Origin of the sequence: Acinetobacter sp. YH1901141 (genome assembly GCF_013416935.1) — a bacterium.
GTDB classification, from domain to species: domain Bacteria; phylum Pseudomonadota; class Gammaproteobacteria; order Pseudomonadales; family Moraxellaceae; genus Acinetobacter; species Acinetobacter towneri.
Genome location: NZ_VPEY01000019.1, coordinates 1 through 12,724 on the forward strand (window position 1 = coordinate 1; position 12,724 = coordinate 12,724).

General features: G+C 40.6%; 14 protein-coding genes and 1 pseudogene. 10 read left to right on the plus strand and 5 right to left on the minus strand.

Going from position 1 to position 12,724, the window contains the following annotated elements; all coding sequences use genetic code 11:
• Positions 1-126: 126 nt before the first annotated feature.
• Positions 127-432: pseudogene (locus FTV52_RS10560) on the plus strand (alpha/beta fold hydrolase); the annotation flags it as partial.
• A 78-nt stretch (positions 433-510) separates the two neighbouring features.
• Here the strand turns inward: FTV52_RS10560 and FTV52_RS10565 are convergent.
• Positions 511-1,752 carry an acyl-CoA dehydrogenase gene (locus tag FTV52_RS10565; protein WP_131260895.1) on the minus strand — a complete coding sequence of 414 codons (1,242 nt, stop codon included), beginning with the start codon at positions 1,750-1,752 and terminating at the stop codon, positions 511-513.
• 264 nt (positions 1,753-2,016) lie between these two features.
• Here FTV52_RS10565 and FTV52_RS10570 point away from each other — a divergent pair, with 264 nt between their 5' ends.
• The 4 genes from FTV52_RS10570 to FTV52_RS10585 all read left to right on the plus strand — a co-directional run bounded on the left by FTV52_RS10570 (position 2,017) and on the right by FTV52_RS10585 (position 4,902).
• A complete protein-coding gene (locus tag FTV52_RS10570) occupies positions 2,017-2,718 on the plus strand; it encodes an NAD-dependent deacylase (RefSeq protein WP_004973326.1) in 702 nt (233 codons plus the stop codon).
• 162 nt (positions 2,719-2,880) lie between these two features.
• Entirely contained in the window at positions 2,881-3,963 is a 1,083-nt protein-coding gene (gene trmA / locus FTV52_RS10575; RefSeq protein ID WP_179990787.1) for a tRNA (uridine(54)-C5)-methyltransferase TrmA, read from the plus strand.
• A gap of 241 nt (positions 3,964-4,204) precedes the next feature.
• The gene (locus tag FTV52_RS10580) at positions 4,205-4,429 is read left to right on the plus strand and encodes a hypothetical protein (RefSeq protein ID WP_004973321.1); all 225 of its coding nucleotides are present in this window, start codon (positions 4,205-4,207) and stop codon (positions 4,427-4,429) included.
• A gap of 224 nt (positions 4,430-4,653) precedes the next feature.
• Positions 4,654-4,902: a hypothetical protein gene (locus FTV52_RS10585; protein ID WP_004973320.1), complete on the plus strand. Its 249-nt coding sequence runs from the start codon at positions 4,654-4,656 to the stop codon at positions 4,900-4,902.
• A 30-nt stretch (positions 4,903-4,932) separates the two neighbouring features.
• On the opposite strand, the gene FTV52_RS10590 is transcribed toward FTV52_RS10585, so the two are convergent.
• Positions 4,933-5,685 carry a phosphodiester glycosidase family protein gene (locus FTV52_RS10590; protein WP_257221727.1) on the minus strand — a complete coding sequence of 251 codons (753 nt, stop codon included), beginning with the start codon at positions 5,683-5,685 and terminating at the stop codon, positions 4,933-4,935.
• Positions 5,686-5,820: 135 nt separating this feature from the next.
• Here FTV52_RS10590 and FTV52_RS10595 point away from each other — a divergent pair, with 135 nt between their 5' ends.
• Positions 5,821-6,354 (plus strand): lecithin retinol acyltransferase family protein, encoded by a 534-nt coding sequence (locus FTV52_RS10595; RefSeq protein WP_096900868.1) that lies wholly within the window; start codon positions 5,821-5,823, stop codon positions 6,352-6,354.
• 130 nt (positions 6,355-6,484) lie between these two features.
• Here FTV52_RS10595 and FTV52_RS10600 read toward each other — a convergent pair whose 3' ends face one another.
• Positions 6,485-8,209 carry a glutamine--tRNA ligase/YqeY domain fusion protein gene (locus tag FTV52_RS10600; RefSeq protein ID WP_179990788.1) on the minus strand — a complete coding sequence of 575 codons (1,725 nt, stop codon included), beginning with the start codon at positions 8,207-8,209 and terminating at the stop codon, positions 6,485-6,487.
• Positions 8,210-8,415: 206 nt separating this feature from the next.
• Between FTV52_RS10600 and FTV52_RS10605 the strand changes: the two genes are divergently transcribed.
• Complete coding sequence (locus tag FTV52_RS10605; RefSeq protein WP_004973310.1) at positions 8,416-8,925, plus strand: peptidylprolyl isomerase; 510 nt, start codon at positions 8,416-8,418, stop codon at positions 8,923-8,925.
• A gap of 117 nt (positions 8,926-9,042) precedes the next feature.
• Positions 9,043-9,762, plus strand: a complete 720-nt coding sequence (locus tag FTV52_RS10610) for a UDP-2,3-diacylglucosamine diphosphatase (protein ID WP_179990789.1) — start codon at positions 9,043-9,045, stop codon at positions 9,760-9,762.
• A 102-nt stretch (positions 9,763-9,864) separates the two neighbouring features.
• Here the strand turns inward: FTV52_RS10610 and hpaI are convergent, their stop codons facing one another.
• On the minus strand, positions 9,865-10,659 hold the full coding sequence (gene hpaI / locus FTV52_RS10615) for a 4-hydroxy-2-oxoheptanedioate aldolase (protein WP_096900940.1): 795 nt from the start codon (positions 10,657-10,659) through the stop codon (positions 9,865-9,867).
• A 241-nt stretch (positions 10,660-10,900) separates the two neighbouring features.
• On the opposite strand from hpaI, the gene nfsB reads away from it, so the two are divergent.
• Positions 10,901-11,554, plus strand: a complete 654-nt coding sequence (gene nfsB / locus FTV52_RS10620; protein WP_004973304.1) for an oxygen-insensitive NAD(P)H nitroreductase — start codon at positions 10,901-10,903, stop codon at positions 11,552-11,554.
• A gap of 115 nt (positions 11,555-11,669) precedes the next feature.
• Positions 11,670-11,891 carry a hypothetical protein gene (locus FTV52_RS10625; RefSeq protein WP_081402487.1) on the plus strand — a complete coding sequence of 74 codons (222 nt, stop codon included), beginning with the start codon at positions 11,670-11,672 and terminating at the stop codon, positions 11,889-11,891.
• On the opposite strand, the gene FTV52_RS10630 is transcribed toward FTV52_RS10625, so the two are convergent.
• A complete protein-coding gene (locus FTV52_RS10630; protein ID WP_179990790.1) occupies positions 11,854-12,714 on the minus strand; it encodes a DMT family transporter in 861 nt (286 codons plus the stop codon). The two genes, FTV52_RS10625 and FTV52_RS10630, sit on opposite strands and share 38 nt — an antisense overlap.
• Positions 12,715-12,724: the final 10 nt, after the last annotated feature.

Sequence of the window (12,724 nt, forward strand, 5' to 3'; positions counted from 1 at the left end):
AAGTCGTTTGAATGATTTCTTCTTGGTCTACGTGCCATAAAATACTCCATATATTGATGTTTATAACATCATTTGAGGAGCAGAGTATCACTTATAGGAGTTGTTCAAATTTCCGGATCCATCTCTAAACGTCCTGTTTTACAACGCTATATTTTACCTACACAGCGTTTAGATTATTTACGCTGGTATATCGACAATTATTTACACCATCAGGAAGATTATCGTGAGGCTTTAACTCAACTGGGTTGTCCGACAGTCTTTTTTACAGGCGCACAATCGACCTTGTATGCGGCAGAAGGACAACGTCAAGTGGTAGAAGCTATGCCGAATGCGAAACAAGTCATATTTCACCAATCTGGGCATACCCCTTTACTGACCGAACCGTTGAAATTTAATCAGGAAATTAGCCAATTTTTAAAACTAAACAGCTAAAGTAAAACGGTGGAAAATGTGGTTTGCAATATTTTCCACCGTAGCATCATTAGACCTAGATTTAGTTTAGATCTAGATTTAATTGGCAAAAGCCGCGATACCCGTTTGCGCACGACCTAAAATTAGCGCATGCACATCGTGCGTCCCTTCATAGGTATTCACGACTTCCAAATTGACCAAATGCCGCGCCACGCCATATTCATCACTGATACCATTCCCACCAAGCATATCGCGCGCCATACGAGCAATCTCTAAGGCCTTGCCACAGTTGTTGCGTTTAATCAGCGAAGTACCTTCGAGTGAAGCAATACCCTCATCTTTCATACGACCAAAACGTAAAGCAATTTGTAAACCCAGCGCGATTTCGGTTTGCATATCGGCAAGTTTCTTTTGAATGAGCTGATTGGCCGCCAAAGGACGTCCGAACTGAATCCGATCCATCGTATATTGATGCGCAGTATGCCAACAAAACTCAGCCGCACCCATAGCACCCCAAGCAATGCCATAACGTGCACTATTTAAACAAGTGAACGGCCCTTTTAAACCACGCACTTCAGGTAACATATTTTCTTCAGGCACAAAAACATTGTCCATGACAATTTCACCTGTGATTGAAGCGCGTAAACCAACCTTGCCTTGAATGATTGGTGCAGAAAGTCCATCCCAACCTTTTTCTAAAATAAAACCGCGAATATCACCCACTTGCCCATCTGCCGAAACTTCTTTTGCCCACACCACAAATACATCGGCAATTGGACTATTGGTAATCCACATTTTCGCACCGTGTAAACGATAACCGCCTGCAACTTTATGTGCTCTGCTGTTCATACTGCCAGGGTCGGAGCCAAAATCAGGTTCAGTCAGACCGAAACATCCCACCCATTCACCCGAAGCAAGTTTGGGTAAATATTTCTGTTTTTGTGCTTCACTGCCAAACTCATAAATTGGCACCATCACCAATGAGCTTTGTACACTTGCCATAGAACGATAGCCTGAATCGACCCGTTCAATTTCACGTGAAATTAATCCATAACTCACATAATTTAAACCTGCACCGCCATATTGTTCAGGTATGGTTGAGCCTAACAAACCAAGCTCACCCATTTCACGGAAGATGCTGCGATCTACCGTTTCATGTCTAAACTGATCACGTACCCGCGGCAGTAATTTTTCCTGACAATAAGCATAGGCACTATCACGAATCATACGTTCGGTTTCAGTCAATTGCTGTTCAAGCAAAAAAGGATCTTTCCAATCAAATTTCACTTTTTCACTGTGAGTTGCAGGCGTGTGATTTGGCGATGGATTGTGTTGTGACATGGCATCCTCTGCACATTATTATAGGTTCTGGTTCATCAATATTTGATTTTGCAGCGTCATACTACTTTACTTTATGTTCTATCATTAAAATGAAATAACAAGCAATAAAAAGTGAACTTTGATTCAATTATTCAGCAAAGTTATAGACAGCACTAAACTTTCACATATTTAGATACTTAAAATTCTGAAAAAATGAGCTGTAGATTTGTGTTTCTATTTTCGGCACTTATACTCAAATCTAACCATCCATCAAGAGAATAAAACATGCGTAAATTAGTGGTTTTTTCGGGTGCAGGTATGAGCGCAGAAAGTGGAATCAACACCTTTAGAGATGGTGATGGCTTATGGGAAAAACATCGCGTGGAGGATGTCGCAAGTCCTGAAGCATGGGCAAGGAATCCTGAATTAGTCCAACGCTTTTATAATGAACGTCGTAAAAACATTCTTAATGCGCAGCCTAACTTGGCGCATCGCTTAATTGCTGAACTTGAAGATGATTTTGATGTACAAGTGATCACCCAAAATATTGATGATTTGCATGAACGTGCAGGCAGTTCAGAAGTTTTGCATTTACACGGCAATATTCGTTTAGCCAAAAGCTCAGGGCCTCATGCACAATACACGACAGAATTTTTTCCAATTGAAGGTGACTCGCTGAACTTGCAACAGGATCTTTGCCCACAAGGCTATCCTTTACGTCCGCATGTGGTCTGGTTTGGCGAAGCAGTTCCTGCCTATGAAGAAGCACTGGATTTGATTCAAGATGCCGATATTTTTATTGTGATTGGTACAAGTTTGGTGGTGTACCCTGTTGCTGGATTAGTACACGAAATTCCTGCAAATTGTCAGGCTTATTATATTGACCCAAAAGCCATGCAAGCCCAACTTCCTGCTCAATTTCAACGGATTTCCAAAACTGCCACTGAGGGCATGCAGCAATTGTTCGATCAATTACATCAAGTTTAAAGTAATTACAGTATCTAAATTTTTCCACTTGTAAGATGTCATCAACATGCTTAGGCTATTTTGACATCTTGCAGGATTGCATCATTTTCATAATAGTTTTAGGTATCTCTTTAAAACTTTGTTACCATCGCTCTTTCTCTGTGTTTGTGATGTTTACTGCATATGACCTCATCTTATCAGCAACAACTTGATGCAAAAGTTGCCCGTATTTCTGCCCAATTTGCCGAATATAACCCGCCTGCCTTGCAAGTATTTGCCTCACCAGAACACAACTACCGTATGCGGGCAGAGTTCCGAATTTGGCATATTGAAGATGATCTGTTTTATGCCATGTTTGAACGCAGTGAAGATAAGCAGAAAAAAGTTATTCGTGTAGATGAGTTTCCGATTGCAGACCGCAGCATTAACTTATTAATGCCAAAGCTGTTAGCCGCCCTGAAAGCCGATCCCGTATTATCGGCTCGTTTATTTGAAGTGCATTTTTTAGCGACTTTAAGTGGCGAAATGTTGGTTTCACTGCTTTATCACCGCAAACTTGAATCTGATTGGGAGCCTGCAGCCCAAGCTTTGAGCAAAGCATTAAACATTAAACTGATTGGACGCAGCCGTGGGCAAAAATTCGTGCTATCCGATGAGTATGTAGTTGAACAATTACAGGTTTTTGAGCGCACTTATACCTATAAGCAAATTGAAAGCAGCTTTACCCAGCCAAACGCGCAAGTTTGCCAAAAAATGCTGGAATGGGCATGTACGGTTGCCGAATATTCTGAGCAAGATTTATTAGAACTTTATTGTGGTAATGGTAACTTTACCCTGCCGCTATCGACTCGTTTCCGTCGTGTACTTGCCACAGAACTGGCTAAATCTTCGGTATATGCAGCGCAGTGGAATATTGAACAAAACCAGATTGAGAATATTCAAGTAGCACGCTTATCGGCTGAAGAGTTTACTCAAGCCTATAACGGTGAGCGTGAATTCCGCCGCTTGCAAGAAGCGAACATTGATCTTGCAAGTTATGATTTTGATACGGTCTTTGTCGATCCGCCACGCGCAGGAATTGATGATGCAACCTTAAAACTCCTACAGCGTTTTAAGCGTATTATTTATATTTCGTGCAACCCAGACACATTGCATGACAATTTAAAAACCTTGTGTCAAAACCATAAAGTGACGCAATTTGCACTGTTTGATCAATTCCCATACACCCATCATGTTGAGTCGGGTGTTTTACTGGAAAAGATTTAAACAATTTGTTGCATTATTCTTCAATATTTACAAGTTCTCCTTTTTAGCACTTGTAAATATTATGATGTAAATGAATCAGTTAAAGCATTACAAGCCCTTTAACTGTCATAATTTCGTTAAAAAAATGCAATATCATCGAAAATTCTGCAACTCGATTGCTGCTTTTATCACTTAGGTCGACTTGATTTATTTTTTATATTGGCTATATTTCGATCTATGTTAGGTTGTGAATGAAGGCTCTATGAGTTTTTGGCAAAAGTTGTTCTCTACAGAACAGCAAAACGAGCATAAAAATCAAATTGCTTGTGTTGAAAATGATTGCTCTTGCAAGACAAATGAACAACTTCTCGAAGCTTTAACCAAAGCCACAGATGAAGATGTCATTATCGGGATTAAGAAGGTTCTCGCTTCGCGAGGTTATAGCCGCAAAGAGTTGAATGAACTCCAGCATCTACCATTCCAGTAATGGAATATGATAAAAAAGGCATTTAGTTGAACTAAGTGCCTTTTTTAATGGCTGCATATATATTAGAACGATAAATTTTATAAATCTCGACACGTGCTTGAACTTGCACAAAAACGCTAATCTTTTCAAACGCAGTCAATCATATCTTCATAATCATGCGCTAATATTTCTACACATAATCATTACACCAATAAATTCGAATTATTCAAACAGAGAAAATGACAATGAAAAAAACTAGCCTTAGCTGTCTTGCCCTACTCAGCCTAAGTTTAACAGCCTGTAGCCCAATGCCGAAAGAATGTGCCGAAACTTGGGAGAAAATGGAAAGTTTTGCTAAAAACATGGGTATTTCAGATGAGCAACTTAAACAACAAAAAAAGCAATTTGAAAATGAAGTCAAACAAATGAAAAGCGAAGAAGCAGTCAAAATCTGCAGGATGCAAGGCACAGCCTTAGGTTTTATTGGACAATAAATTCAGCCAAGCCAAAACCAAATTCCAATGTTAGGGTTTACAGCCTTGATGATCTATATAAGCTAAAATTGGACCTAAATTGCGATGTGGATGAGTATGACGTTGTAATTGCGGAATATACGCTGTAGAAATCGAACCATCTAAATACAAGGCATTTGGCGTTTGCAGCTCATCTTTAAAAAAGGTGGCAAATTGATGAAAAGTTACGGGCGTCTTGCTAATCACAAAGTACAGGCTTTGGTCTTTTAACCCAACCCCATTTCTAATTTTATAAGAAGTACTGTCTGCCAAAAAACGTGAATTTAACTGGCGATTAATAACTAACATTGGGCCAGACTGTGTCGCATACTGCGCTTTGAACGCTTGATTGGCATATTGTTGGGTTGTTCCTAAAAACACCCATTGATGATTCCACGCCAGTACACCATTGGGCTGAATTAAAAAATTCCCCCATCCCTGTTGCTGTCGGTTCAGCTTTTTAAGTTGTCGTCCTTGTTCCACATACAAACCCACAGGCGAATAATCTGGATGAAACATGCCTGCATTCATGGCAAATTGCATGTTTTCACAAGACTGTAGATTTTTTTGTAGTTGTGAAATTTGCAGATATGGTTTCCCTTGCCGATCTTTCAGATATAAGCCTAACTGTGACAACTGTGTCACTTCCACCACATCTGCATTGATTTTACTGTTGTTAACCGTCCATGCGCGAATTTCCGCTTGTGCAGTAGGCGTGCAGAATAAATAACAGAGCAATAAGCACTTCCACCGAGAACAAAACATTATCATCTCCATACCTGCTATGTTACAAATTGTGCATATAACTGAATGGGTTATCGCATATTTGCTTCAGACGCAGTACACTATAAAACCTGATTTCTTTTCTCTACTCATGTTACTTTATTGGTCAAGCGTACGATGCTCAAGCAGAAAACACGATTTCCTTTAGGGGCACATTTAATTGTGAAACACTTCGGCTATAGCCATCATGGTATCTATGCCGGGCGTGGTCGCGTGATTCACTATTCGGGTTTTGCACATCTTTTTAAAAAACACCCGATTGAAATGACCAGTATTGAAAAGTTTAGTCACGGCAAAAATATTATTGTGCAGTCGTATCATGCGCCCAAGTATAAAGGCCGCAAAGTGGTACGCCGTATGCGCTCCAGAATGCATGAAAACAATTATCATCTGATTATGAATAACTGTGAACATTTATGCACTTGGGCAATTACAGGTGTGGAAAGCAGCCCGCAAGTATTTAAGATGATGGATCGTTTAACCACCATTGGTTATGTCAGTTCATTGATGAGTTATATGAACAGTATGATGCTGACCCTGACCACCACTTGCTTTGCTTTAGTGCTCTATATTAAGAAGAAACTACGCGATAAAGCCAAAATGCAGTTACCGCAAATCCTGATGAAGCAGGAACAGCATAAAAACCGCTAATCGCAGTCATTTTAGCGACACTGTATATCTCACAAAATATTCTATAAATCTTAAATAGACAAAATCAAAAGCCCAACCTGAATTGATCAAGTTGGGCTTTTAAGTTGCAAGCTAAAAGCTAAATAAGGTGTTACTTGCCTGGCTTAAAGCTGTCTTTTAAGTCTAAAATACGGTTAAACACTGGTTTTTCCTCACTGTGATCATACTGATCTGCAACAAAATAACCTTCTCGTTCAAATTGGAAACGATCTTCAGGTTGTGCTTTTGCCAATGCAGGTTCAACAATGGCTTGTACCACCGTCAATGATTCAGGGTTTAGATTCGCCAAGAAATCATCGCCCACTTCTGGGTCAGATTCGGTAAATAAGCGATCATATAAGCGAACTTCTGCCGCAACGCCTTTACTTGCAGAGACCCAGTGAATCACGCCTTTTACTTTACGACCTTCTGGGTTTTTGCCCAAAGTTTCAGGGTCAATTGAACATTTCAGCTCAATGACTTCGCCGTTAGCATCTTTAATCACTTCATCACACTTGATTACATAAGCATGACGTAAACGTACTTCTCCTTCAGGCACTAAACGCTTAAAGCCTTTAGGCGGCACTTCTTCAAAGTCTTTACGGTCAATGTAAATTTCAGAAGTCAGTGGAATGATACGTTCACCCATATCTACATTTGGATGACGTGCATGGACCAAATCTAATGCTTCTGGCAAGTTAGTCAAAGTCACTTTAAGTGGATTTAACACCGCCATACCACGTGCTGCAGTATTTTCCAAAGATTGACGGATGCAATATTCAAGCATTGCAACATCCACAATACCATCCGACTTAGACACACCTACACGCTTACAGAAATCACGCAAACCTTCTGGTGTAAAGCCACGACGACGCATACCTACCACTGTTGGCATACGTGGGTCATCCCAACCATTCACAAAACCGCCTTCAACCAATTTACGCAATTTACGCTTAGATGTGATGGTGTAATCAATATTCAAACGGCTAGATTCATACTGACGCGGCACAGCCTCGGATTTCACCTTTTCCACCACCCAATCATAGAATGGACGATGGTCTTGGAATTCTAAAGTACATAGTGAATGAGTAATGCCTTCAATGGCATCTGATAATGGATGCGCATAATCATACATTGGGTACATTTTCCATTTATCGCCCGTTTGGTGATGCGATGAATGTAAAACACGATACAAAATCGGATCACGCATGTGTACGTTTGGTGAAGCCATATCAATTTTGGCACGGAGTACTGCCTGACCTTCGCCTAATTCACCATTGCGCATTTTTTCAAATAAAGCCAAGTTTTCTGCTACTGGCGTATCACGATATGGCGAATTTTTACCCAGCTCTACAAAAGAACCACGATTGAGCTTAATCTCATCAGGGGTTTGCAAATCGACATAAGCATCGCCTTGTTCGATCAGCTGAATTGCCCATGTATATAATTGATCGAAATAGCTTGATGCATAGCGTGGTTCGCCATTCCACTCAAAACCCAGCCATTTCACGTCATTGGCAATACCATCAACATATTCTTGTTCTTCTGCATCTGGGTTGGTGTCATCAAAACGTAAGTTACACACCCCTTGATATTCTTGTGCGATGCCAAAGTTCAAGCAAATTGCTTTCACGTGACCAATATGCAAATAACCATTCGGCTCAGGTGGAAAACGTGTCACCACCTGCTGAGTGCGACCCGCCGCAATATCATCGGTAATGACTTGACGTATAAAGTCCAAGCCCGGCTGTTGTTCTTGCTGCACAGCATCGACAGAGGCATTTGAACTTGGTGTCGGGGTGTTTGGCAGAGATGCAACAACATCATTTGGCTTCATAGCAATAAAATCACTTCTAAAATAAAATTGGATAAACTAGGTTACAGAAACTTCAGTAGTGAAGCATACATCACCCATTAGAACGCTTTTCCTTGTTTTTAACAAAGAAAATAACGTTTTTACTTGCCTTGTAGTTTACAGTTTGCTTATGCTTCTCTCAACCAAAAAACCCATGGCATTCGTGTCCATGTTTAGGAGATTACACAATGAGTTTTCCTCAAGTCGAATTAAACACCAATAAAGGTCGTATTGTTTTAGAATTGAACGCTGAAAAAGCACCAATTACAGTTGCTAACTTCTTAGAATACGTTCGTGATGGTTTTTATGACGGCGTAATTTTCCACCGTGTTATTGATGGTTTCATGATCCAAGGCGGTGGCATGGATGAAAACTTCAAAGAAAAAGCAACACGTGATGCGATTGAAAACGAAGCTGACAACGGCTTAAGCAACGATGTTGGTACAATTGCAATGGCTCGTACCCAAGCACCTCACTCTGCTTCTGCACAGTTCTTCATTAACGTAAAAAATAACTCTTTCTTGAACCACACAGGCAAAACTGCACAAGGTTGGGGTTATGCCGTGTTTGGTAAAGTTGTTGAAGGTATGGACGTTGTAGATGCTATTAAAGGCGTGCGTACTGGCAACCGTGGTTATCACGCAGATGTTCCACTAGAAAATGTGGTGATTGAATCTGCAAAAATCATTGCTGAATAAGAATCCTACCCGACCTCCCTTACACACATCATTTTAAAGCTGTGCTTTAAAATTCGTTTAGGGAGGAGAATTCCCTCTTTTAAAAGAGGGATTGAGGGAGATTCCAAGGAATAATTCGTGACCTATCTGTTTATCGCAGATTTACACTTGTCACCAAATCACCCTCGACTTGTTCGGGGGTTTTTAGATTTGCTAGATGCTTATCAAAATAAAAACACCCAACTGTATATTTTAGGCGACTGGTTTAATGCATGGATTGGTGATGATTACACCGCAGCGTGGCTCGATGAAGTTGTTACACGTCTAAAGCAATTTAGCCAAGCAGGTAATCAAATTTACTTTATTGTCGGCAATCGTGATTTCGCTTTAGGTCAGAAATTTCTAGATCAATTTTCAGGACAACTCCTGCCCGATGTGTACACGCTGCATATTTGTTCTCAACAGGTACGTTTAGAACATGGCGATGCACTGTGTACCGATGATGTGTCCTATCAAAAATTCCGTAAAATCATTCGCAATCCCATCATTTTAGGGATTTTAAAGAAAACACCTTTGGCTTTTCGGCAAAAACTTGCACAAGGTTTCCGCAAAAAAAGTCAGCAAGCCAATCAAGTCAAAAGTTATGACGTCATGGACGTAAATGCAGATGCTGTGTCACAAGCCTTGCAGCATGCAGATGTGTTAATTCATGGGCATACGCATCGTCCAAATATTCACAATGAACACGGCAAACCTAGAATTGTATTAGGCGATTGGCGCGCAGATGCTGCACAAATTTTAGTAGTTGAACCAAATCAAGCCTTAGCAACTTGGCAACTGAGTCATTGGAACTATTAAGCGCAACATCTTTACATAAAAATAATAGATACAACACTAAAGGTACTTAGCTAAACATAGCTAACTAAAACCTCTTTAGCCAAAATCTCTTCAGCTAGCAGATTAATACCCACCTTCCGTTTTAATCACTTCGGCATCAGCTTTATATTTAGCCAACAACTCACGCAGCGAAGTCATCAACACACTGGTATCTACCCCAACTGCCACAAATTCTGTGCCTAAATCCAAATACTTTTGTGTCACTTCATGTTGGGTCGATAAAATCCCTGCTGCTTTGCCTGCTGCACGAATCCGTTGAATCGCATCGACCACAGCGGCTTGTACTTCTGGATGGTTCGGATTGCCTTCATAACCCATCGTGGCAGATAAATCCACCGCACCAATAAACACCCCATCAATCCCATCGACTTGTAAAATAGCATCCAGATTTTCTAAACCTGTGACCGATTCAATTTGAATGAGCAAACAAATATTTTCATGCGCTGTCGCGTAATAATTTGGAATACTGTTCCAGCGAGTTGCACGTGCTAAAGCTGCGCCTACGCCGCGAATACCTTCAGGTGGATAACGTACCGCTTTGACCATCAACTCAGCGTGTTCAACGCTTTCAACCATAGGAATCAGCAAAGTTTGTACGCCAATATCCAACAGTTGTTTAATGAGTTGCACACTGCCAATCGGCGGGCGCACCACCGCTTGAGAGGGATAAGCCGCAATACTTTGTAATTGTGACAAAGTGGTTCTTAAATCACTCGGTGCATGTTCCCCATCAATTAAAAGCCAGTCATAGCCTGCATTGGCGGCAATTTCAGTGCCATACGCATCTGCTAAACCTACCCATAAGCCAATTTGCTGCTGAGTTTTTAATTTACGCTTAAAATAATTGATATATTCCATCCATACACCTTCGGGATGCACCATTTGCAACTTTATATTTAACGCCTATTTGCTATAAACAACCAATAGTGAAAACGTCTTGCATGATTGAATTTAACACTAAGTTTAAAGATGTTTATGTCGTGCTCATCTCATCTTAACCGCATAAATAGCACATGGATTCATTCCGTTAGCATAGCGAGGCATGTTAAGCTTTTGGCGCACACCTGCCCCAAATATAGTCTTTAAATGGAGATGATTCATGGATTTGCTCAACGTTGCACAAACTCGTTATACGACCAAAGCCTATGATGCGAGTCGCACTATTCCTGCAGAACAATTTGAGCGTTTATTAGAAATTCTGCGTTTAGCACCATCTTCCATTAATATTCAGCCGTGGCATTTTTTTATTGCAGATCGCCCTGAAGCCAAACAACGTATTGCTAAAGCTTTAGTTGGAAAGTACGCCTATAATGCCCCTAAAGTTTTAGATGCTTCGCATACCATTTTATTTTGCACCAAAGCTGACATTAGCGAATTACATTTAGAAAACCTGCTTAATCAGGATGCTGCTAGTGGACGCTTTAAAGATGAAGCCGCTAAACAAGGTCAGAAAGACAGCCGCACAGGTTATGTCGATTACTACCGCAATGAAAAAGGCGATATTCAGCGTTGGGCAGAAAATCAAACCTTTATTGCACTCGGACAAATGCTTTTGGCTGCAGGCATTGAAGGAATTGACGCAACGCCAATTGGTGGTTTTGATGAAGCAATTTTAACTCAAGAACTGCAACTAACTGAGCAAGGACTGATTCCTTCGGTTTTATTGTGTTTAGGCTATCGTAGTGAACAAGATTTTAATGCCAAACTGCCAAAATCACGCCTTGATAAACGTGAGATTTTCACGCAACTGTAAAACAAACATGCGATAACACTAGGGACAAAATTTGTCCCTATTTTTTGGTCTGAATTTTGCTTTATCTATATTTGCAATCTGTACTCAATCTCTATCAAAAATAAAAATGAGGTGTATGATGCTCAATTTAATGCCGCTAAAACTAGAATGCCGACGTTGTAAAAAACTGTATTTATATCAAGCCAAACCAAGCTATCCAACCCTGCGCTGCCCGATCTGCGATAGAACCACAATGCTGCATGGTCTTGCAGAAACTGCAGATTTATTGCGACATCCTTTTCGCTTTATGTTGAGTTATCTTAAACCGTCATGGCATAAGCGAGGCAAAGCACACTAAGCAATGCCAAGCCTAGCCCAATAGTGGTCGTGCTTTTCAGCTTTTCTTTAAAGAACAATACACCACTGATCACGCCAAATAGCACCACTAAAATATTCATCCCTGCAAATACCACTGCAGGGCTGTCTTTGAGCAGCATGTGAGCTTTGACATACAAGGCAATATTGGCAAAATTCAGTGCACCCAAAATTAAACCTGCACTGATATTTTGCATACTGCCCATGCTTTTATCGCGGATTAAGATATAAGCCATCGCCAAAACAAAAGCACATACAAACATCAAATTCAGTGCAACTGCAAATTGCAGTCCTAAACCTGTGGTGTATTTAAGCAAAACATCAATCAGTGCATAACCCAGCCAAACACAGCTCAAATATAAGATGCCTTGTTGCGCTTTAGCAGACTGCCCTGCAGCACGATGCGAATACAAAATACATAAGACTGCGATAATCCCAAGCGCGATTCCCACAATTTTCAGTTGGCTAAAATTTTCCTGAAAAATAAAATAAGCGGCTGCCAAAGACAAAACCACTGACAAACGCTGTGCAATTTCAGTTTTTAAAATACCTGCGCTGTCTAACGATTTTGCTAATGCTAAAAAGACACTCGGCAACAACACACCCAAACTAATAATGAGCCACCACGGCGTATGTTGAATTGAGATCGTGCCCAAGTTGGGTTTAAACCAGTAAAAACACAACACACTGGCACTGACATAATTCCATGTGATCATCTGCATAGGGTTAAAACCCTGCATTTTGCAGACTTTTAATAAAATAGAGACCAGTACACTACAAAAGGCTGCGGCTACAATCAGTTCCATGACACGCTCG